Origin of the sequence: Entomomonas moraniae (assembly GCF_003991975.1) — a bacterium.
GTDB lineage: Bacteria > Pseudomonadota > Gammaproteobacteria > Pseudomonadales > Pseudomonadaceae > Entomomonas > Entomomonas moraniae.
The window spans coordinates 174,532-195,620 of record NZ_CP029822.1; the positions used below are offsets into that span (position 1 = coordinate 174,532).

Genomic DNA, 21,089 nt, shown 5'->3' on the forward strand with positions numbered 1-21,089 from the left:
ACTCCCTATTGCAGGGAGTTAGGGGTAGATTTACTTAACTTCAGGGAAATCGATAGGCGTTTCTGCAACATTATTCAAATAGTTAGTCCAAATATTAAGGGTAACATTTTGGATGATCTCAATAATTTCTGCATCGCAAAAACCAATATCACGTAGTTTAGTGAGCTCTTTCTCAGCAACACGGCCTTTATTTTCTGCAACCTTGACAGCAAATTGTAGTGCTGCTTTTGTTTTTGGATCGTGAGAGTCTGCTTTACGGTTGGCTTCTACTTCAGCTTTGTCTGTTTTTAAAAGCTGAGTAGAAATAAAGGAGTGAGCTGATAAGCAATAGTGGCAATCATTAAGTTGGCCAATGGCTAAAGAAATACCTTCTCTAATCTTAGGGGATAACTTACCCTTTGCTAACGCGCCGGCTTGATCCATAAAGCCTTTTAGTGCCGCAGGACTTTGTGCAACAAGACGATAAATATTGGGTACAGAACCGAGTTGTTTATGAATTCCTTCAAGGATGGCATGTGATTCTTCAGGTGTACTTTGGATATCGGTAGGAATAGTAAATCTAGACATTATCATCTCCAAGACAAAGCAATTAAGGAGTTATTATCATAGTCTTTATAAGAATTATCGCTATAGATAATAAGTCACAGATTATTTCTATTGCCTTATTATCCAGTTGCGATTAATTACTTTGTCCAAACGGTCATTGATAATTTTATTTTGTGATTCGCCATGCATGATGAATTTTTGTATTACGTTTAAAGTCCATATCGATGGTTTGTTCGGTAATCTCTTCTACATGATATTTTTCTTTTAAATCATCATCAAAAACAAATTTACGGAAGTTATTAGAAAAATAAATAACTCCTTTGTTACTTAAGCGATTCATTGCTAACTCAATCAGTTTTATATGATCACGTTGTACATCAAACACCCCTTCAAAGCGTTTTGAGTTGGAAAAAGTAGGGGGGTCGATAAAGATTAAATCATATTCTTCACGGTCATTTTCTAGCCATTCCATCACATCGGCTTGAATAAGTTTCTGGCGTTCAGAAAAACCGTTTAATAAAAGATTACGCTTACCCCAATCGAGGTAGGTTTTAGAAAGATCAACACTGGTCGTTGTTCTTGCGCCACCCTTTATAGCATGCACGGTTGCTGTGGCTGTGTAGCAATAAAGGTTTAAAAAGCGTTTGCCTTGCGCTTCTTCTTGAAGTCTTAGGCGCATGGGGCGGTGATCTAGAAATAACCCTGTATCAAGGTAGTCTTTGAGATTGACTAACAGTTTAACGTCACCTTCTTGTACTTCCATAAAGTGACCTTCGGAATTTTGGCGCTCGTACTGGTTTTTACCTTTTTGCTGTTCACGGCGTTTGATAACAATTTTTTCAGGGCTGATATCAAACACTTGGGGAATAGCAGAAAGGGCATCTAATAGACGTGTTTGCGCTTTTTCTGGGTCAATAGAACGAGGAGGGGCGTATTCTTGGACATGTATCCAATCATCATAAAGATCAACGGCAATGGCGTATTCAGGCATATCTGCATCATAAACGCGATAGCAAGTAATATTCTGTTGTTTTGCCCATTTAGCCAGTTGTTTTTTGTTTTTTTCGAGGCGATTGGCAAACATTTTTGCCCCCTCAGATAACATAGCAACAGGCTTTGTTGTGGAAGCTTCTTCCGTCGTTTGTTCTGCATGTTGTACAACAAATTGTGCAGGGCTTACGTTTAGTAGTACTAATTTACAAGGAATCGTACCATTAAAGAAGCTGTATTGTTTATGACTACGTATGCCCATGCGTTTACATAAATCAGGTGCACCGGTAAAGATACCTGCTTGCCAACCTACACATTGATTTCTTAAAGCTTCGCCAAAGTGTTGATAAAGGTAAAGTAGGCTTGCTTCATCGCCCAAACGCTCCCCATACGGAGGGTTACAAATAACCAACCCTTTTTGCCCTTTGTCAGGATGAGGTGAAAAGGTGGCTAAGTCGCCTTGGTAAACTTTAATCCAGTCCTCTAAGTACGCACGTTCAATATTGTTATGCGCAGGTTTAATGAGCCGTGGGTCTGCTTCATAGCCACGAATCCATAGTGGGGGTTTTGCTAAACCAGCCTCTGATCGCTCTTTTGCTTCTTGCAATACTTGTTTCCAAATACTAGGAATATGACCTAACCAATTATTAAAACCCCAATGCTCGCGATAAAGATTAGGCGCTTGGTCAGCGGCCATCATTGCCCCTTCAATAATCAGTGTACCCACCCCACACATAGGGTCAACCAATGCGCCACCTTCTGCCGCAATTTTAGGCCAGCCCGCGCGGATGAGAATCGCCGCTGCTAGGTTTTCTTTTAAAGGCGCTGCCCCTTGTTGTAAGCGGTAACCGCGTTGGTGCAGACTATGGCCTGATAAATCGATTGAAACAGTCGCTTCACCACGTTCAATACGGGCATGTATACGCACATCGGGGTATTGTTTGTCGATAGATGGGCGTTCACCACGGTTATTGCGTAGTCGGTCAACAATCGCATCTTTGACTTTGAGTGCTCCAAAGTGGGTATTATCTATACCGCTACCTTGGCCTGTAAATTCAATTGCTAAGCTGCCTGTGGGTTCTAGGTGGTCACGCCAGTCAATGTCATAAACCCCATCATAAAGTTCTTGGGCATTTTTGAGTGGAAAGCGTTTGATGACTAACAAGACGCGGTTAGCTAAACGTGACCATAAGCATAGACGATAAGCCGTTGCCATGTCTGCCAGACCTTGAACATTGGCTATGCGTTCTTTGGCATCGATTAAACCGAGTTCGGTGGCTTCATCTTTAAGTAACCCTTCAAGGCTTTTAGGGCAAGTAAGGATAAGTTCAAATTGTGCAGACATGTAACAACCTAATAATTTTTTGTAAGGTGCATAGTATAACTGTTTCTGACGAATGCGTAATGAATATGATATATTTATCACTCAATTATTTTAAGGATTTATAATAATGAGTAGGCTTTCTCAAACGCAAAAAATTGCTAATTGGTTAATGGAGAACCCTAATCAGAAGTTTACGGCACGAGAAATTGCACAAGCGATTATTAAGCGCTACCCAGAAGATTATCAAGAAAAGCGCCTAAATGATCGTTTTGTGAGTGAACAGGACTTTATTCAGCAAATCGTGGCTGAAATAGGGGCACAAAAAGACCAAATTATTAAAAAGAATAAAAAAATTCGTTGGCAAGATAAACCTAAACCTCGCGTTTATTGGTTTGATGATACCCGAACAATGGGGCTGGTTAATTCATTAGTGGCTGATGATTTAGCGGATATTGAATATGAGGCAGATAAACAACAGCAAGTAAAGCAAGCGCAATTAACAGAGCATGATCTGTACCCCTTGCTTATACGTTATTTAGCTAGCGAATTAAAGTTATACAGTATGCGTATTGATGAAAAGCGTTCCAGTAACCGTTATGGCATGAATGCAAATAAGTGGTTGCATCCTGATATTGTGGCGATGGAACCTATTGCCGAAACATGGGATCAGTTGGTACGTACGTGTGTGTTAAAAGGGGACGGGCAAAGTGTTCGGCTCTGGTCATTTGAGGTTAAACGTAGCATGACCCGTGCCAATGTTCGTGAATATTTTTTCCAAGCCGTTAGTAATTCAACTTGGGCTAATGAAGGCTATCTCGTATGTACAAGTATTGCAGGTGATGGCACAGAAGATGAGTTAAGAATGCTATCTGCACTGCATGGCATTGGTGTCATTGTTTTAAATACAAAAGATTTGTCAGAGTCAGAAATTTTAATCCCTGCTCGTGCTAAAACGGATATTGATTGGCAAACAGTTAATCGCTTAGTGGTTGAAAACGGTGATATGAAAGAGTTTGTCGATTTGGTATCTAACTACTATGAAACGGGAAGACTTAGAACAAAAGATTGGAATAAATAAGAGAAGCCAATGGCTTCTCTTTTTTTATTGCTTAAGAAACGACTTTACGCTTTTTCTCTATTCTTCTATTTACAAACCAAGCCGTAAGGGTGATGGTTGAAATCACTAATAGAATAATAGAGGCAATGGCATTAATTTGTGGATCAACACCTAATCTCACTTTCGAGAAGATATAAACAGGCAATGTAGTTGAACCAGGGCCAGATAAGAAGTTGGCTAATACCACATCATCAAGTGATAACGCGAAAGACAGCATAGCCCCTGCAAAAAGAGAGGGTGCGATCATCGGTATTGTAATGAATATAAAGGTTTTCCAAGGTGGCGCACCCAAATCCATTGAGGCCTCTTCAAGTGAGCGGTCAAGCTCTCTTAAACGCGATGAAACTAAAATAGCTACATAGGCTGTACAGAATGTAACATGGGCAATCCAGATATTCATTAATCCTTTACTTGGCCAACTAAATAATTCATTAAATGCCATAAAAAGTAGTAGTAACGAGAAACCTGTGATGATTTCAGGCATGACCAAGGGTGCTGTTACCATTCCCGCGAAGATAGAACGACCGCGGAATTGATCCATTCGAGTCAGCACAAAGGCCGCTAACGTACCCAAGATAACTGCGGTGATGGATGTATAAAAAGCCACCTCAAGGGAGCGGAATAAGGCAGCAATGAGGTCAGTACTGTCGGATAAACTACGGTACCATTTGGTTGACCAACCCTCCCATACAACCACCATTTTAGAAGCGTTGAAAGAGTAAATAACCAAAATGAACATGGGGAGATAAATAAATAATAACCCTACGACCAACATGAGGTTAGTGAAGTTTAGACGACGCTTCATTATTTTGCCTCCAGTTGTTTAGATTGGTTACGGTTAAAGAGTTGAATCGGGATGATCAATAGCATCAACATGATCACGGCTAAGGCAGCTGCTCTTGGCCAATCGTTATTGCTGAAGTATTCACGGTAAATTGTTTGTCCGATTAATTGGTATTCTGAACCACCCAGTAATTCTGGGATAACAAACTCACCAATGATAGGAATAAATACTAGCATACATCCCGTAATAATACCGTTTTTAGATAAAGGTACTGTAATTTTCCAGAAAGCCACGAGGCTTTTAGTACCTAAATCAGAAGCCGCTTCTAGAAGTGATTGGTCATGCTTCACTAGGTTTGCGTATAGCGGCAAAATCATAAAGGGGAGGTAGGCATAAATAACCCCAATATAAACAGCAATATAAGTGTTCAATACTTCAATAGGGGTACTGATAATCCCAAATCCCATTAAAAACTGATTTAATAAGCCATTATTTCCATTACCTAAGATAGTCATCCATGCATAAACACGAATAAGTAGCGCTGTCCATGTTGGCATGACAATTAGGAGTAATAATATGGCTTGTGAGCTTTTGGGTGCTCGCGCAATAGCATAAGCCATGGGATAGCCAATAATTAGACAGAAGAATGTACTAAAAAAGGCTAATTCAAGTGAGTTTAAATAAGGCGTTAAATAGCTTGAGCTTTCAAAACTTTCAAATCCAAGGGGATTAGGAATTAGGTATTTGCCAATAACACAGATGAATACCAATAATGCACCAATAATTAGTTGCATTTTAGGTAGGTTAGAAATGCGTATTTTTTGTATAACAAAATCACAACTGTATTCACGTTGATTCAGTTGGAAGAAAACTGGGAAAATAACCAATGAAACGTGGCTAATAATGACGCCCAAATAGATCATAAATGAACTACTTAATGAGGCAAGTGGTTCGCTGATGATTCCTGTATGAAGCAGGAAGTTATTAATAATACCTGTAGGCGCTAGCAAATTACCTGTATAGGAGGCATAGCCATGCAAGAAAATAACTAAGATGGTTGGTAGGGCAATTAACCAAAGTAATATTTTTTGCAGTTTTTCATTGTGTAATTTGACTAAAAAACGGGCAATGAAATAGCCGAGTACAACACAAATAATCGTACTAATAACAGCCAGTTTTAACATAGACAGATAAGGTGCCAAGTAGCTCCACTCATCGTCTTGGATAATACTTAAATAGCTATAGTAATTTAAGACGATAGAGACTTGATCTTCTGTCCATAACAACATTGCATGATAAGGTGGGCTATAGTCACCCTCAGATAAGCTGATTTTTAATACAATGATAAAAGGCAGTAAAAAGAATAAAAATAGCCAAGCGAAGGGAATACCAATAACGGACCCCCTCCCGAGCTTTGTAGCAAAGGTTAGTAGTCTCGTATTCATTGTAGTACCACACCACTGTCATCTTCCCAATACAAATAAACCTGATCATCCCATGTGGGGCGTTTAACGTGACGTTCAGAGTTTGCCATAAAGGATTGTACAATCGCGCCAGAGGGAAGTTCTATGTAGTAAATAGAATGTCCGCCTAAGTAGGCGATATCGTATACTTTACCTGTTGTCCAGTTATAGTCTGGGTGCTCAATCTCAGGCTTTTGGTGGCTGATCAATATTTTTTCAGGGCGTATTGCAAAGGTTACCTTTTTATCTTCGGCACGGGTACTTAGACCATGACCAATATAAATAGGGTTGGGGAGGGTTGGGCACGTAATTGTCACATGGTTACTCATGTCATCAACAATTTCGCCTTCAAACATGTTGACGTTACCAATGAACTCACACACTAAGCGCGTTGCAGGTGTTTCATAAATATCCATCGGACTACCAATTTGCTCAATGCACCCTTGATTCATGATAGCGATACGTTGAGCCATGGTCATGGCTTCTTCTTGGTCATGGGTGACCATCACACAAGTTACGCCGACACTTTCAATAATTTCTACCAACTCTAACTGCATTTGTGAACGTAGCTTTTTATCTAATGCTCCCATCGGTTCATCAAGTAGTAGAAGTTTTGGGCGCTTGGCGAGTGAGCGAGCGAGTGCAACACGTTGCCTTTGACCACCTGATAATTGGTGTGGTTTACGGTGGGCGTATTGAGTCATGTGTACTAGTTTGAGCATCTGCTCAACACGTTCTTTGATCTGGTTCTTGGGGAGTTTGTCTTGTTTTAGACCAAAAGCTATATTTTGTTCCACGGTCATGTGTGGAAAAAGTGCATAAGATTGGAACATCATATTAATAGGACGTTCGTAAGGTGGAAGCTTGGTAATGTCTTGACCGTCAAGGAAGATACGTCCTTCTGTTGGTGTTTCAAAGCCAGCTAACATTCGCAATAATGTTGATTTCCCTGAGCCTGAACCGCCTAGTAAAGCGAAAATTTCGCCACGGTTAATCGTTAGGCTTACATTATCTACTGCGATAGTACCATCGAATGATTTAGTGACACGATCAATTTTAACCAGAGCTTCTTTAGGTGTCTGGGTTCCCGTCATGGCTTTTTTAAAAGCGCTTGATGCAACAGCCATTGATGTTAATCTCCATACAAAAGAGTAAAAATAACAACGAGTAATAAGTCTATTTAAAAACCTATTACTCGATTTTTTAGATACTAAAACGAGCGGAATTTATTTGCTTGTTTTAACTTTAGTCCAACTGTTGACCATTGTACGTTGTGTTTTCAATGGTAATAATGGGAAAGTATATATTTTCTTCATTATTTCTTCTGTTGGATAGATACCAGGATCACTTGTAATATCTTTATTGACTAAAGGTGTTGCAGCACTATTAGCATTAGGGAAGCGTATATAGTTGGTGATTTCTGCTGCAATTTCAGGTTGCATAATAAAGTTAATAAATTGATGTGCAGCCTCAGGGTTGGGTGCATCTTTAGGGATTGCCATCATATCAAAGAAGCTGGCAGCACCTTCTTTAGGAATGTTGTATTTGATATGTACCCCATTTTTGGCTTCTTCTGCGCGGTTTTTACTTTGTTGTAAATCCCCAGAGTAACCTACAGAAACGCAGATATTACCATTAGCAAGGTCTAAAATATTTTTAGATGAGTGGAAGTAAGCAACATAAGGGCGAATTTTTAAGAATAACGCTTGGGCATCTTTGATATTCTTAGTATCTGTAGCGGTAGGGTCTTCACCTAAATATTTCATTGCGGCAGGCAACATTTCTGTTGGTGAGTCTAAGAATGCAACACCACAGGATTTTAGTTTTTCCATGTTTTCAACATTGAAAACAAGATCCCATGAGTCAACAGGCGCATTATCACCTAGGACTGCTTTCACTTTATCCACATTGTAAGCAATACCAATGGTTCCCCACATATAAGGAATAGCGTATTTGTTTTCTGGATCGTTAACTTCCAGCACTTTCATTAATGTAGGGTTTAGGTTTTTCCAGTTAGGTAGTTTAGATCTATCTAAAGGTTGGTATAACCCTGCCTTGATTTGTTTTGCCAAAAAGGCATTAGAAGGCACTACAATATCATAGCCAGAGTTACCAGCGATCAGTTTGGCTTCGACAATTTCATTGTTATCAAAGACATCATAAACGACTTTTATACCCGTTTTTTTCTCGAACTTACTGATAGTATCAGGTGCAATATAATCAGACCAGTTATAAATATGTAATGTATTTTCAGCAGCAGATACGATACCTGTAGCTACTAGAGTAATAGAGGTGGCGAGAAGGGTTTTTTTGAAAAAATTCATTGTGGTTAACTCTCCAGCAAAGATAAAACAACCTACCAATTACACTTAGTATGTGTTACTAAGTAGCCTTTTAAATGCCTGAAAAACTATTTTCAATATTAATTAGTCATTATAGTTTTTATTTACCGACAACACTAGAAAATTATTTATTATGAAACATTTTAATTAGTCGTATTTTTTATACGATGAGATGGGGCTTGATCTTGTTATATTAGCGCTCAATTGCTGTGGTGAGTCCACCTGAAATAAGACTGGCTACATCAGTTAAAGCAACAAATGGATCAAGTCTTGCCGGGATTGCCATGTAGCGTATTTGCCATTCAAAATCAAATTTGTCTTTAAAGCGGTTTAGGCCATTAATGTTATACAGTAAATGACTGCGTCTAAAGATTAATGATCCTAAGCGATAAGCCATTGGGCCATTCTTATTAGGTTTTAGTTCAGTATCTGGGGTTAGTCCTAAGCTGAAGTATTTAAGACCTTCTTGTTGTAGTGAGCCAATTACACTCAATAGAAGGTATTCCATGGTGAATTTGGGAGCATTGTTTTGTATTTGTATCAAATCAATGGTGCTGATTTCTTGTGTATTGGTTTCTAGTAAATTCATGAAAGCAATAATTTCACCTTTAAAATCAATCGCAGCTATTCTGAAGTGTTGTAAATACTCTGGTGTTAATTTACCTACTAAGAAACCTCTTTGTTGTTCTTTATGACTAGAGGAGTCGATAATAGTTTTCATTTTTTCAAAAGGCAATTCACCTGCATTATAGATTTTCAGGGTTAAGTTATTATCGTTTCCTATTTGTTGTATTTCTTTAAATTCAGGCTTTGTTTCAATATCGAACTGCTTGAGGTTTAAAATGGCTTCTTTGCCTAATTTAACAATAACAAGGCCTATATCCATGTAGTCTGAAAGATCGTCAGGTTTTATTTGATAGAAAACAGGGTTTACATTGTGTAAGTCGCAATAGTCTCTAAATTGCCAAATGAGTTCAGTTGTTGTTTTTGGGTTCCCAACAGGGTCTGATAGGGCAACTAAACTACGGTCATGGCCTGCATACATGATAAAACTATCTTGTAGCGGGTGAAATAAGACATCTTTATCTTTACCGAAAACTAACGCACCATAGGGTTGATTAGACGCAGCGATAATATGTTTAGCTAACGTCAGTTGCGCGTCAGTTGGGGTGAGAATTTTAGGGGGCGAAGTGTATAGTAACCAGCTAATGATAACCAAAGCGAAGATAATGGTATTGGCAAGAAGTGCCCAGAGCCCTTTGCTTACATCATTATATAAGCCGAACTGCCACCATAACTCATTGCTATAAGGTGTGTATCGGTAAGTAAAGCAATATAGCCAAATAGAAACTGCAAGTGTGCATCCTAAAACAATGATGGTAGGCTTTGAATAGGTAGCGTCCATCAGTTTACTTTGTCGATAAAATATTTTTCGAAAGGTAATTAAGTTAACGGTTGTAAATGAAAGTAGCAATGCAATTTGCCAATCCAGCCCTTTGATTAAACTAAAGACTGTACCTGCTATTGTTAGTGCAAGTGTTATACGCCAAGCACTTGCAAGTCGTCGCCATAAACCTTGTGCAGCAATTAAGCAAAAAAAGCCTATTAAACTGGCTATTAAGTGGGCACTGTTAATCATAATATTAGGGAATATGTTGGAAAGCTCTCTTAAGTAAGAAACGCGTTCTGGAACAATTCCTGAGAAAACAAGGTAAATACCTGATATAAGCACGAGTAGTGCAATCTGTGGAGCAGCATTAGTTGATAGCTTATTAGTTTGATGACTAGCAAAATTTCGAGCTTCAATAACAAGTAAAACTAAACAGGCGATCACTAAAGGCATTACAACATAAATTAAGCGGTAAAGTAAGAGTGCTGCAAGTAATCCAGGTTGATCCAGCTGTTCTTTGAATGCGGCGAGTAGAACAACTTCGAAAACACCTAGTCCTCCTGGTACATGGCTTAGAACCCCAGCGGCGAGAGCGAGTAAGTAAACAGTTAAAAATGTGCCGAATGGGATACTGACGGAGGCAGGAAGCAAACAATAAAGTACAGTGCCTGCAGCGAGCACGTCTAAAAAAGTGATTACAAATTGTAGAAGAGTAAGGCGTAAATTGGGGACGCGTAGATTAAGGGGGCCTAAACAAAGGTATCGGCTGTCAATTGACGGGTGTTCTTTTGAGATAAATCGACTGGCAATGGCTAGAAAAATAGTATAACCAGCGATGATGGCTCCAGCAATAATGATCAATAATGTTTCGTTAATATGCAGTGCTTTAGCGGAGTAATCGATATCCGTAAATGCCATGATGGCGGCAATGGGCGGGAGTGCAACGCCTAAGGAAAGGCTAGCAAACACGGTCATTTGGATAATGGCAATGGCTGAAATATTTTTCTTGCTGTACGTACGGTAGCGTACAGAACCACCCGTTAACATAGAGAAACCCAGCGCATTTCCAATAGCAGCAGCAGATAAACCGCCTAGTGCTAGGGTAGGTAAAGAGAGTTTAGCATTGGCATAGCGGCTAGCTGACCACTCATAGCCTAAGATCATACTGTAACTGGTCATTGCCGCTAGTATTGCAATACCAATGGTAAGCCATGAAACATTGCTCAGCGCGTGGGAAAGACTCTGTCGATCAATATCTTCTACCAAATGGGCAAATGTAGTAAGGGCCAGAATGAATACAACGACAGTGAATATGATACCAAGGCGTTGCTGATTACGACGCAAAAAGGCTATCAGTCCAGTTTCTTTGTTAGGAGAAACACTGCAAGAATCGTCTGATAAATTAGTTCTTTTTAGCATAGTTTGTAGCGTTGTATTTTAACTTAAAGCCGAATTATAAGTTAATATTACAATATTCGTTAATCTTTTTCATGTAGAGACATTATAGTGAACTATGGCTTTCTTGTTAGCCATAGTTCATTATTTTCTAAATAGCCTTGATAAAGGCTAGTAACTCTTCTGTTTTTTCTGTTAGTAAACTGGAGTTATGACGACTTTCAACATTAAGACGAATGACTGGCTCTGTGTTGGATGAGCGAAGATTAAAGCGCCAATCTTCATAATTGACACCTAAACCATCGATATGCTCAATTTGCATTGCGGAAGGACTGTATTTTTTCTCGACAGCTTCAATAACCTTCTTAGCATCAGAAACGGTAAGGTTAATTTCACCAGAGGAAGGGTAGGCAGTGATCCGTTCGTTGACTAAGGCAGAGAGTGGTTTTTGTTTACGGCACATTAACTCAATGACTAATAACCAAGGAATCATGCCGCTATCGCAATAGAAGAAGTCACGGAAATAATGGTGGGCACTCATCTCTCCACCATAAATCGCATCGTGATTACGCATAGACTCTTTAATAAAGGCATGGCCTGCTTTGGTTTTAACCGCATGTCCTTGGTTTTTTTCAATAATTTCTAAGGTATTCCACGTCATTCGTGGATCTAAAATAATTTTGGCACCTTGTTCTTTTTGCAAAAAGGCTTCTGCTAGAAGGCCAACAATATAATACCCTTCAATGAATTGCCCTTGCTCATCAAATAAGAAACAGCGATCAAAATCTCCGTCCCAAGCAATCCCTGCATCTGCTTTGTGTTGCAGAACAGCATTACGTGTTACATCACGATTTTCTACTAAAATAGGGTTGGGTATTCCATTAGGGAATGTGCCATCAGGTTCAAAGTTGATTTTTATGAATTCAATGGGGGCATTAGCTGCTTTTAGTGCTTTTTCTAGCGCATCAATAACTGGGCCAGCAACCCCATTACCAGGATTGACAACCAACTTTAGCGGTTTAAGGGTTGTTAAATCAATATAAGATAATAGGTGTTTTACATAAGCTTCACGGGTATTGACTTGCTCATACTTACCTCGTTTAGATTCATCTATTGAGGGATCTTTACCATCAACCAAGTTATAGCTCAGTGTTTCTGCGAGGGCTTGTATTTCTTTAAGCCCCGTATCAGCTGAAATAGGGCGTGATTCTTCGCGAACGAATTTAAAACCATTGTAATCGATAGGGTTGTGAGAAGCTGTGACTTCTATACCGCCAGAGGTTTTAAGATAAGTTGTGGCGAAGTAAATCTCTTCTGTTCCTGTGAGCCCAAGATCAAAGACATTGACGCCTTCATCTCTTAAGCCACTAGCCAATGCGGCTTTTAAACTGCTGGATGTTGCACGAATATCACCACCTAAAACAATCGAAGTTGGTTTTAGCCACTGTGCAAAAGCACGTGCAATACGGTAGGCTATTTCTTCATTGAGTTGTGTGCCGAGTTGACCACGAATATCATAAGCTTTAAAACAAGTTAACTGACTCATCAGATGTCCTTAGCAATTCTTTTTATAAAAGTTTTCATAACAAAAGTTAGTGGCTTCAATAAAGCCTTCTGCACTTCCACAGTCAAAGCGGTGGCCTTTAAATTTATAAGCGATAACACACCCTTGTTTTGCCTGTGTTAAAAGCGCATCTGTGATTTGTATTTCCCCATTTTTACCGGGTGGTGTGTTTTCTAGTATTTTGAAAATGTCGGGAGTTAAAATATAGCGACCTATAATGGCAAGGTTTGAAGGTGCTTCTTCTGGCGAAGGCTTCTCAACCATATTAGTAACGGTATATAAGTCATCACTGATCATTTTGCCTTCGATAACACCATAGCGACTGATTTCTTCTTTAGGTACTTCCTCAACAGCCACAATAGAGCAGCGAAACTGATTGTAAAGTTTCACCATTTGGCTCAAAACGCCTTCTCCATCAATATTTATGCATAAGTCGTCAGCCAATACAACGGCGAAGGGTTCATCACCTATCAGTTGTTTACCTGTGAGTATCGCATGGCCCAACCCTTTCATTTCAATTTGGCGGGTATAAGAGAAAGTACAATGTGCGATTAAATCGCGAATACCGTCTAATAAATACTCTTTCGATGAACCTGCAATTTGTTTTTCTAATTCATAGCTAATATCAAAATGGTCTTCTAACGCTCTTTTTCCTCTACCTGTCACAATAGCCATATGCCCTAAATTGGCTTCTTTGGCTTCTTCAACTGCATATTGAATCAGAGGCTTATTAACGATAGGGAGCATTTCTTTAGGCATTGCTTTGGTAACAGGTAGAAAACGTGTACCATACCCAGCGGCAGGAAAAAGACATTTACTAATCATAACAACTCCAATATTACTTTTTTTAATATACTTAGTGCCTAATCGCGGCAGTTCTTAATCATTTGTGTGCAATTGCCATAATCGCGTACCTTCTTTTAATGCTTCCTGTTGTGGGGTGCCTAAGCCGCGTAAAGCAAGTGCTATAGTAGCAGGTATTACTAAATCTGCGTATTCATCGTGTACTTTTTTTTGCCAGACAGCCATGAAGTGTTCAGGTGTGAGTTGGCTTGGTTTTAATAACCGTTGTTCTGAAAGGGCAGGCCATGTTTCTTGCCAAGGTAAACCTTGTTGAGTACCTAATAATAGGTTAATGTTATCTGCTCTGACTTCATTTTCACCGCCTTCACCTTTAATAATGATGGAGGTATCACCTATTAATCGGCTAGTTTCTTGATGAATCGCTTGATAATTAGGGTGGAAAATACTTTGCAAACTGCAACGTGCTTGTAATGGGTTGATTAATCTGACGAGAGAGTGCACGGGTGAGCGTACACCCAATAGTGATTTTAGATCCATAATTTGTTGAAGCTTAGGGGAGAAACTTCCTAGGCTAATAAATGCAATATGCTGATCTTCTAAAGTGGTTTCTACTTCATACCAATTTTTACAATGCTTAATCGCCAACATGGATAGAAACTGTTCAGTATAAAAACGCTCTGCGGTATGCGCTCCTGCTCCATGCATAAGAATAGTTATGCCCTGAGCAGCTAATAGCTTGGCTGCCAATAAATACCAAGGGTAATGTCTTTTTTTACCGGCATAGGTTGGCCAATCAATATCGAGTGGTATGTTTGGTGTTTGTATTTTTTTGCGTACAGCATTTGCAAAGCCAGCGAGTTCTTCAGCTGTTTCTAATTGATAGCGTAATAATAATAAGAAAGCTCCCAGTTGAACTGCTTCAACCTCATCATTTAGTACCATTAACATAGCGGTTTCGGCCTCTTCTAACGTGAGATGGCGTGAACCGTTTTGGCCTTTACCCAAAATGCGAATATATTGAGCAAAAGGATGTTCTATCGTATTGGGCTGTATCATTTTATTTATCATAAGCAATTTGTGGGTTTAGGTAGTCCAGCTAATTTAGCCGCTAGTTTAGCAGGACTACCATTAAATAATAAGTTTAATGTCAAACTATTGATCTGTTGTGTGGGTAGTTGTTGATTTAAATATTTAATCAGTGGCCGATTAGAGGGTGAAAGGGCGTATTGCTGATAAAAAGCACGTAGCAGCTCTATAATTTGCCAGTGTGATTCTGTCAATGTAATAGATTCGCGCTCTGCCAGAGCGTTAGCTACAGCGGGTGACCAATCTTGTAAATTGATTAGATAGCCTTCATCATCGAGCATAATATCTTGATGATTAACCGTAAGTTTCATGACCAAGTAACAACCTTTTTATATTCAGTGCAGAGCCTAACAAAAGCCGAATAATCAACGATTTTAATATCATGTGATGTTGAGTCTATAGCTCTAGCTGTCATATCTTCATTTAATGCATAAATTGTAACGGGTAACTGTTTTATCTTCATTAAAAAAACTGTATTGGGTTGTAATGCATAGACAGCATCACCCGTTAATAAGATGCCATCATGTTCGTGAATAAACGCTAGTACCGTATCAAATGTATTACCTAGAAAGGGGCTTTTATTTAGTAAATGTAAAGTATTCATTAGCTAGTAATCACAGTGTCATAATGAACTAAAAGCGAGTTTAGTTCTTCTTGTTGGACTAGTTTAACAGGCTCTAATAATTGTTGTTGGCTTAGACCACGAACATATAAGTGTTGTTCAACGATAAAAATTTCTGTGATACCAAATAAAGGTAGTGCTTGCAAGTTCGATGTAATATTTTTTTGCTCAATAGCTTGAGGTTGCTGATCTTTTACGAGTTGAAAAACACCATCTTCTAAAAATAATATGCTAATCGGTAAATCAAAGGCACTTCCAGAAAAAGCTAAATCGAGTGTTTCTTTGACTGTGGCGTTACTCCAAGGGGCTTGTTGGCAAATAATTAACATTGATCTAGCCATTAAGCATCTCCTGCAAAGGTAATAAAACGATCGCTGTCTTGAATAGCCTCATGTAGTTGCCCTAAACCGGCTAACTGCCAAGGTGGTGTGATAGAAGTTGCTACTTTTTTATAACGTTTAGTTTCTGTCGCATCTAATTGCCCACGTCTTAATGCGGCAGCAATACAAACAACAGCATCAAGTTTATTTTCTTCAATGAATGATTGCCATTCTTTATGAGTATCTAACTCATCTTGTGGAATAACGAGACTATTAATAGCATTATAAATACCATCGTGATAAAAAAATAAACGCACAATATCATGTTTGGAGGCTAAGACTTCTTGAGAAAAGCGCAAGGCTCTTCTTGAAGCAGGAGTCTGAGGGGGTGCATAAATAGCAATTGTAAACTTCATAAATACCCATACAAAAAAGCCCGCATAGCGGGCTCTTTTAATGATTAATACTTAGTCGTTAGAAGCAACACCTAAGATACTTAATAAACTAACAAAAATATTATAAATAGAAACGAATAATGTAATCGTTGCCATAATATAGTTGGTTTCGCCACCGTTAATGATTTCGCTGGTTTGGTATAAAATAACCGCTGAAGAGAATAAAATAAAACCAGCACTTAATGCTAAGTATAAGCCAGGAATATTAGTGAAAAAGCTTAATACCATAGCACCAAGTAGTATGAAACAACCAACAGTAATAAAGTTACCTAAGAAGCTCATATCTTTGCGTGTAATTAAAACAAACGCAGATAATCCCAAAAATGCAAAGGCAGTTAAACCTAAAGCTGAGGTAATAATGCTTGCACCATTTGGCAAGTACAAATACATATTAAGTGTTGGTGCTAGTGTGAACCCCATAAAGCCAGTAAAAGCGAATGTACTCGCCAAGCCCCAAATAGAGTTTCTTAATTTCATGGTTAAAAACATTAAACCATAAGTACCAATTAATAAAACCCAGATACTTAAACGTTGTACATTCATTGCCATAGCTGCATAACATGTTAATGCCGAGAACGCCAAAGTCATAGCGAGTAATGTATAAGTGTTACGTAGCACCTTCGTGATTTGTGATTGACCTACTTGGTCAATATAGTTATCACTGGCTACTGTATACGTTCTTGGCTCATGAGAGTCATAACGATTATTCATAAATAAAAATTCCCCTTTGATAGTAAAAATATCTTAATATTGTTAGTATTTTATCTTCATTATATAAATAATATAGACTTATTTAAAAAAAACAATAGAAAATATTTGACAGACTGTAACAATCGAGTATTATATGCGCGACTAAACGGAAGTGTGGCTGAGTTGGTTTAAAGCACCGGTCTTGAAAACCGGCGAGGGTTAACGCCCTCCCAGAGTTCGAATCTCTGCGCTTCCGCCATATATACCCTGTATACTATTGTATACAGGGTTTTTTTGCCTGTGATTTTTATATAATATCTTAATCATTTCCGCATTGTTAGCTTGTAGATTGACATTTAAAGACTCAGCTTCTTGTCCTTATATAAACCATCCTTGTTATTTGCTCTTTAGAATACCCTAAAAGTTTGTTAGCTAAATTGATATCATTTAAGAAAATATTGGTCTTTAGTCTAATATCCTTTTGTCTAAAAACCATTGACAATTCAGAAAATTGATAAACGGATATTTTCAAAAAAGGCTAAAAGTATGTTTAATCTATCGAATGAGTCACACTTTACCCTAACTGTAGGCGGATTAGAAAATACAGGGCTGCAGGTATTAGCCTTCGAAGGCAAGGAAGTCATCAGTAAACCCTATCAGTTTGAAGTCACCCTTGTTAATAAAAACATTCGTTTTGATATTACTAAGCTTCTCTCAAGGTCTGCCTATTTAGCCTTTACTCCTGACAGAAAGAGTGGCGTACATGGCGTTATTATGTCGGTACAGCGAGGTGCTATAGGGCATGACTATGCAGAGTACCGTGTGATACTAGCGCCTCGATTCAGCCATCTTGAAAAGCGCACCAATCAACGCATATTCCAACATAAAACAGTGCCTCAAATTATTAGCCAAACTCTTAATGAATATGGGATTGTTGAAGGAGCACAGCATGAGTTTCGAGTAAAAGAAGAATATCCCGAAAGAGATTACTGTGTCCAATACGATGAAACAGATGCCCATTTTATTCAGCGTCTGTGCCAAGAGGAAGGTATATTTTACTATTTTCAACATGATGAAAATAATCACTTTATGATCTTTGGTGATAGTAACCCAGTTTTTACAACACTTCAAAATGCGATACGTTATGCTTCTGGAACAGGTTTTGTTGCTGATGATCCTGTTATTAAAGCCTTTAATGTGAACCTAACTAGTAAAACCAAACGAGCTACATGGCGCGATTATAATTACACTAATACAAAAATACCTGAAGGACAGGCTGAAGGTGCACAAAGCGCCAAAGCTAATGGCGCAACTGAGCCTGATGTTGAGTTCTATGACTACCCAGGTCGCTTTATGGACAATGCCAGAGGTAAACAACTGGCACAAATAGAAATAGAACGATTAAGAACAGAACAAGTACTCGCTCAAGGATATAGTGATGTCCCTACATTACATATTGGACATTATTTTATCCTTGAGGGTCACCCCAGTTTAGATGCAACAGACCCATGGCTAATCAACACCATTGTTCATCAAGGTAAACAGCCTCAGGTTACAGAAGCGCTAGGAGGAGAGCATAACGCACACTTAGCAAGAGCTTTTTCATCAGATCTTACGGTTAGCTTTCCAGAGGGTGATTTCCATCAAGGCTATCGCAATACCTTTACAGCTACTCCCAAAGATGTACCTTGGCGTCCTCCTTTAGATTACCCCAAAGCACGAATCTATGGTAGCCAAACGGCAAAAGTGGTTGGGCCTAAGGGAGAAGAGATTTACTGTGATAAATACGGCAGTGTAAAAGTTCAATTCCCTTGGGATCGTGAGGGGCAGTTTGATGAAAATTCAAGCTGTTGGGTGCGTGTAGGTAGTAGCTGGGCACATAAAGGCTATGGAACTTTTACTATCCCGCGGATTAATATGGAAGTTTTAATCACTTATCTAGAAGGTGATCCTGACCAACCTGTGATAACTGGTTGTATTAACAATGGGGTAAATACTCAAGCAGAATCAATGCCAGCCAATAAAACTAAAACAGGATTTAAAACTAATAGTTCACCCGGTGGCGGTGGATCTAATGAATTCACGCTTGAAGATAAAAAAGGTGAAGAGCTCGTTTTTATTCATGCTCAGAAAGATATGACTTCTGTTATTGAAAATAATGAAACGATGAGGGTTGGTGTAAATCGTGTCAAAACAATTGGTCAAGATGAAGTAGCTACAATGGGGCGAAATCGTTTAAGAGTAGTGAAAGAAAATGATACTTTAAAAGTAGGTGTTAATAAAAATGACCATATAGCCGATACTTATTATGTAGGAGTCGGTACCCATTTGAAATTAGAATGTGGAAAAACAGTGGTAGAACTCCATGCTAATGGTAAATTAAATATTACCTGTGAAGAGTTTAATATTACTGCTAAACAAACAGGAAAAATTAATACAATCGAAAGTGTGTTAGACCTTAATATGGTAGGGAAGGCGGCGGCTCTTGATGCTGTGGGCGTTGATAATCAAACGATTAAAAAAGATGTCGATAGCCATTTCGGTGGTGGTTCTGGAGGTCAAGAAGGTAGTACAGTAGAGCAAGATCAACAAACTGCCAATATTCATCAAAGTCAGTTGAATGAAGCTGGTGTAACAGAGTCTAGCTCTAAACCTCCAGCTAACTCAAATACATTACCTCCTACAGCAAATCTACTACCTGCAACTATACCAGCAACTGTTGCTGATGCACCAAAAGAGGTTAATTTATCAAGTATGCAGGGTGCTTTTGATCAACTTTGGGGAAATAGCTTTCCAGGTGGCAAGAGTCAAGAGTTTGGTGGAACTTTTGTTAAAGATACAACAACAGGTGAATATTCTATAATTAATACCAAAGGAGGCACAACAGGTTCATTTGCCCCTGATTTGAATGTTCCTACTGGTAAAGAAGTAGCAGGCATTTTCCATACTCATCCTTATGATGCTACAGAGGGAGGGTATACTGGTGTTTCATTAAGTGGTGGTGATGCAGGGTATTTAATTAATCAAAAACATTCAATAATGGTAGCTCAAAGTGGAACAGACCAATTTATGTATATGCGTACGGCGGCTACCCCCACAAGTATTGATGCAATAAAGCTAAATAATGATCAAAATACTCGTATGGGAGAGTTAATAGCTACGGGTAAATCGTTTAGTGAAGCATCTAAACAAGCAGCTCAAGAGACAGCGAAAATGCAAGGGCTTGCCTATTATGAGGGTTCTGGTGGTAAATTTACGTTGGTTTCACCTTGATCTTATTGAGCAAAAGGGTTCTATATTATGAAATGTCAAGAAATTAAAATAATTGAAAATCAACAAATGCAAGTTGAACAATATATTTCCACTGAGAAATTTGAACAAGCCATTACATTGCTAAATGAATGTATTGAGGAAATTGGTGATAACTACTTTTCAGAGACTTCGCTTGATAGTACAGGTATGAAATTGGTTTTAGCAAATGCAGAAGAGCAAAAAGGTAACTTACAAACTGCAGCAAATTTAAAAAATAATGTACTAAAAGCAAGAATTGAATTAGTTAAACAAAATCTTCAATGTAATTAAGAGTAAACTTTATGGATTATATTCCTGTAGATCAATATATAAATATGAATTTACATGTTAAATCTGTAGTGGCAGTAGCAAATACTGTAACTTCAGTTTGTAATAGCATAGAAGAGATAACTATTAGTTTTGAAAAAGCGAAAGGATATATTACTGATAAAGAGTTTAAAAAAGCTATTAGTTTGTTTGATGATGGTATTAAAAAAATCGGTAATCAATATTATTCTACAGATATTCAAGATGATACTGGAATGAAATTGATTCTAGCAAATGCAGAAGAAAAGAAAGGTAATTTAGAGCGTGCAGCTTACTTAAAACGTAATGTATTGGAAGCCCGTATACAAATATTTAACACTTTAAATCAATGTAACAAAATAACCAGTCAAACAGAAACCATTAAGTATATTGGTAAAGCATGGATGGAGAATAACAGAGAAGTTGTTTTGCAGCTATTTTTACAAGAAAATAATGGAGCTTTAGGACAAGCTATCTTACGTTGTAAACCAGATGACCCTCAATATAATGAGGTATTAAAACATTTAAAAGGGCTTAATCAAGGTGAACGAAAAGTTGTATTACCTTGGCTTGATGCTAAAGCGCTTATTTAATTAATCA

Annotated in this window: 18 protein-coding genes, 1 tRNA gene and 1 pseudogene; 5 read left to right on the forward strand and 15 right to left on the reverse strand. The window is 38.4% G+C overall.

Features of this window, described 5'->3' with window-relative positions; translation table 11 throughout:
* Positions 1-30: 30 nt before the first annotated feature.
* Positions 31-567 carry a carboxymuconolactone decarboxylase family protein gene (locus DM558_RS00935; protein WP_127161645.1) on the reverse strand — a complete coding sequence of 179 codons (537 nt, stop codon included), beginning with the start codon at positions 565-567 and terminating at the stop codon, positions 31-33.
* A gap of 145 nt (positions 568-712) precedes the next feature.
* Positions 713-2,881: a bifunctional 23S rRNA (guanine(2069)-N(7))-methyltransferase RlmK/23S rRNA (guanine(2445)-N(2))-methyltransferase RlmL gene (gene rlmKL / locus DM558_RS00940; protein ID WP_127161646.1), complete on the reverse strand. Its 2,169-nt coding sequence runs from the start codon at positions 2,879-2,881 to the stop codon at positions 713-715.
* A gap of 106 nt (positions 2,882-2,987) precedes the next feature.
* Here rlmKL and DM558_RS00945 point away from each other — a divergent pair, with 106 nt between their 5' ends.
* Positions 2,988-3,938, forward strand: coding sequence for a COG2958 family protein (locus DM558_RS00945; RefSeq protein ID WP_127161647.1), 951 nt, complete (start codon positions 2,988-2,990; stop codon positions 3,936-3,938).
* A gap of 31 nt (positions 3,939-3,969) precedes the next feature.
* Here DM558_RS00945 and DM558_RS00950 read toward each other — a convergent pair whose 3' ends face one another.
* The 13 genes and pseudogenes from DM558_RS00950 to DM558_RS01010 form a co-directional block, all read right to left on the reverse strand.
* Positions 3,970-4,782 carry an ABC transporter permease subunit gene (locus DM558_RS00950; protein WP_127161648.1) on the reverse strand — a complete coding sequence of 271 codons (813 nt, stop codon included), beginning with the start codon at positions 4,780-4,782 and terminating at the stop codon, positions 3,970-3,972.
* Positions 4,782-5,456 (reverse strand): annotated as a pseudogene (locus DM558_RS00955) (ABC transporter permease subunit); the annotation flags it as partial. The gene DM558_RS00950 and the pseudogene DM558_RS00955, both read right to left, overlap by 1 nt.
* Before the next feature lie 746 nt (positions 5,457-6,202).
* Positions 6,203-7,351 (reverse strand): ABC transporter ATP-binding protein, encoded by a 1,149-nt coding sequence (locus DM558_RS00960; RefSeq protein WP_127161649.1) that lies wholly within the window; start codon positions 7,349-7,351, stop codon positions 6,203-6,205.
* 99 nt (positions 7,352-7,450) lie between these two features.
* Positions 7,451-8,548, reverse strand: coding sequence for a polyamine ABC transporter substrate-binding protein (locus tag DM558_RS00965; RefSeq protein ID WP_109703471.1), 1,098 nt, complete (start codon positions 8,546-8,548; stop codon positions 7,451-7,453).
* Between the two features lie 211 nt (positions 8,549-8,759).
* Positions 8,760-11,375: a bifunctional lysylphosphatidylglycerol flippase/synthetase MprF gene (gene mprF, locus DM558_RS00970; RefSeq protein ID WP_127161650.1), complete on the reverse strand. Its 2,616-nt coding sequence runs from the start codon at positions 11,373-11,375 to the stop codon at positions 8,760-8,762.
* A gap of 127 nt (positions 11,376-11,502) precedes the next feature.
* Entirely contained in the window at positions 11,503-12,897 is a 1,395-nt protein-coding gene (locus DM558_RS00975; protein ID WP_127161651.1) for a phosphohexomutase domain-containing protein, read from the reverse strand.
* A gap of 9 nt (positions 12,898-12,906) precedes the next feature.
* Complete coding sequence (gene galU, locus DM558_RS00980) at positions 12,907-13,740, reverse strand: UTP--glucose-1-phosphate uridylyltransferase GalU (RefSeq protein WP_109703468.1); 834 nt, start codon at positions 13,738-13,740, stop codon at positions 12,907-12,909.
* A gap of 54 nt (positions 13,741-13,794) precedes the next feature.
* On the reverse strand, positions 13,795-14,775 hold the full coding sequence (locus tag DM558_RS00985; RefSeq protein WP_127161652.1) for a glycosyl transferase family protein: 981 nt from the start codon (positions 14,773-14,775) through the stop codon (positions 13,795-13,797).
* Positions 14,776-14,783: 8 nt separating this feature from the next.
* Complete coding sequence (locus DM558_RS00990) at positions 14,784-15,116, reverse strand: TusE/DsrC/DsvC family sulfur relay protein (RefSeq protein ID WP_127161653.1); 333 nt, start codon at positions 15,114-15,116, stop codon at positions 14,784-14,786.
* On the reverse strand, positions 15,113-15,409 hold the full coding sequence (gene tusB, locus DM558_RS00995; RefSeq protein WP_127161654.1) for a sulfurtransferase complex subunit TusB: 297 nt from the start codon (positions 15,407-15,409) through the stop codon (positions 15,113-15,115). Before tusB ends, DM558_RS00990 begins: the two co-directional genes overlap by 4 nt.
* A complete protein-coding gene (tusC, locus tag DM558_RS01000; protein ID WP_127161655.1) occupies positions 15,409-15,768 on the reverse strand; it encodes a sulfurtransferase complex subunit TusC in 360 nt (119 codons plus the stop codon). Before tusC ends, tusB begins: the two co-directional genes overlap by 1 nt.
* Positions 15,768-16,163 (reverse strand): sulfurtransferase complex subunit TusD, encoded by a 396-nt coding sequence (tusD, locus tag DM558_RS01005; RefSeq protein WP_127161656.1) that lies wholly within the window; start codon positions 16,161-16,163, stop codon positions 15,768-15,770. The genes tusC and tusD overlap by 1 nt, the downstream gene beginning before the upstream one ends.
* Before the next feature lie 51 nt (positions 16,164-16,214).
* A complete protein-coding gene (locus DM558_RS01010; protein ID WP_127161657.1) occupies positions 16,215-16,913 on the reverse strand; it encodes a Bax inhibitor-1/YccA family protein in 699 nt (232 codons plus the stop codon).
* Between the two features lie 147 nt (positions 16,914-17,060).
* On the opposite strand from DM558_RS01010, the gene DM558_RS01015 reads away from it, so the two are divergent.
* The 4 genes from DM558_RS01015 to DM558_RS01030 all read left to right on the forward strand — a co-directional run bounded on the left by DM558_RS01015 (position 17,061) and on the right by DM558_RS01030 (position 21,082).
* Positions 17,061-17,151 (forward strand) — tRNA-Ser (locus DM558_RS01015).
* Positions 17,152-17,438: 287 nt separating this feature from the next.
* Positions 17,439-20,165: a type VI secretion system tip protein TssI/VgrG gene (tssI, locus tag DM558_RS01020; protein WP_127161658.1), complete on the forward strand. Its 2,727-nt coding sequence runs from the start codon at positions 17,439-17,441 to the stop codon at positions 20,163-20,165.
* Between the two features lie 27 nt (positions 20,166-20,192).
* Positions 20,193-20,474, forward strand: a complete 282-nt coding sequence (locus DM558_RS01025; RefSeq protein WP_127161659.1) for a hypothetical protein — start codon at positions 20,193-20,195, stop codon at positions 20,472-20,474.
* An 11-nt stretch (positions 20,475-20,485) separates the two neighbouring features.
* A complete protein-coding gene (locus tag DM558_RS01030; protein WP_127161660.1) occupies positions 20,486-21,082 on the forward strand; it encodes a hypothetical protein in 597 nt (198 codons plus the stop codon).
* Positions 21,083-21,089 lie beyond the last annotated feature (7 nt).

Bases quoted from the DNA above. Each gene is read 5' to 3' on its own strand.
- DM558_RS00935 (WP_127161645.1), bottom strand. From the start codon at position 567: ATGTCTAGATTTACTATTCCTACCGATATCCAAAGTACACCTGAAGAA.
- galU (WP_109703468.1), bottom strand. From the start codon at position 13,740: ATGATTAGTAAATGTCTTTTTCCTGCCGCTGGGTATGGTACACGTTTT.
- DM558_RS00985 (WP_127161652.1), bottom strand. From the start codon at position 14,775: ATGATACAGCCCAATACGATAGAACATCCTTTTGCTCAATATATTCGC.
- rlmKL (WP_127161646.1), bottom strand. From the start codon at position 2,881: ATGTCTGCACAATTTGAACTTATCCTTACTTGCCCTAAAAGCCTTGAA.
- tusB (WP_127161654.1), bottom strand. From the start codon at position 15,409: ATGAATACTTTACATTTACTAAATAAAAGCCCCTTTCTAGGTAATACA.
- tusC (WP_127161655.1), bottom strand. From the start codon at position 15,768: ATGGCTAGATCAATGTTAATTATTTGCCAACAAGCCCCTTGGAGTAAC.
- DM558_RS01030 (WP_127161660.1), top strand. From the start codon at position 20,486: ATGGATTATATTCCTGTAGATCAATATATAAATATGAATTTACATGTT.
- DM558_RS01025 (WP_127161659.1), top strand. From the start codon at position 20,193: ATGAAATGTCAAGAAATTAAAATAATTGAAAATCAACAAATGCAAGTT.
- DM558_RS00945 (WP_127161647.1), top strand. From the start codon at position 2,988: ATGAGTAGGCTTTCTCAAACGCAAAAAATTGCTAATTGGTTAATGGAG.
- DM558_RS00965 (WP_109703471.1), bottom strand. From the start codon at position 8,548: ATGAATTTTTTCAAAAAAACCCTTCTCGCCACCTCTATTACTCTAGTA.
- DM558_RS01010 (WP_127161657.1), bottom strand. From the start codon at position 16,913: ATGAATAATCGTTATGACTCTCATGAGCCAAGAACGTATACAGTAGCC.
- tssI (WP_127161658.1), top strand. From the start codon at position 17,439: ATGTTTAATCTATCGAATGAGTCACACTTTACCCTAACTGTAGGCGGA.
- tusD (WP_127161656.1), bottom strand. From the start codon at position 16,163: ATGAAGTTTACAATTGCTATTTATGCACCCCCTCAGACTCCTGCTTCA.
- DM558_RS00975 (WP_127161651.1), bottom strand. From the start codon at position 12,897: ATGAGTCAGTTAACTTGTTTTAAAGCTTATGATATTCGTGGTCAACTC.
- DM558_RS00990 (WP_127161653.1), bottom strand. From the start codon at position 15,116: ATGAAACTTACGGTTAATCATCAAGATATTATGCTCGATGATGAAGGC.
- DM558_RS00950 (WP_127161648.1), bottom strand. From the start codon at position 4,782: ATGAAGCGTCGTCTAAACTTCACTAACCTCATGTTGGTCGTAGGGTTA.
- DM558_RS00960 (WP_127161649.1), bottom strand. From the start codon at position 7,351: ATGGCTGTTGCATCAAGCGCTTTTAAAAAAGCCATGACGGGAACCCAG.
- mprF (WP_127161650.1), bottom strand. From the start codon at position 11,375: ATGCTAAAAAGAACTAATTTATCAGACGATTCTTGCAGTGTTTCTCCT.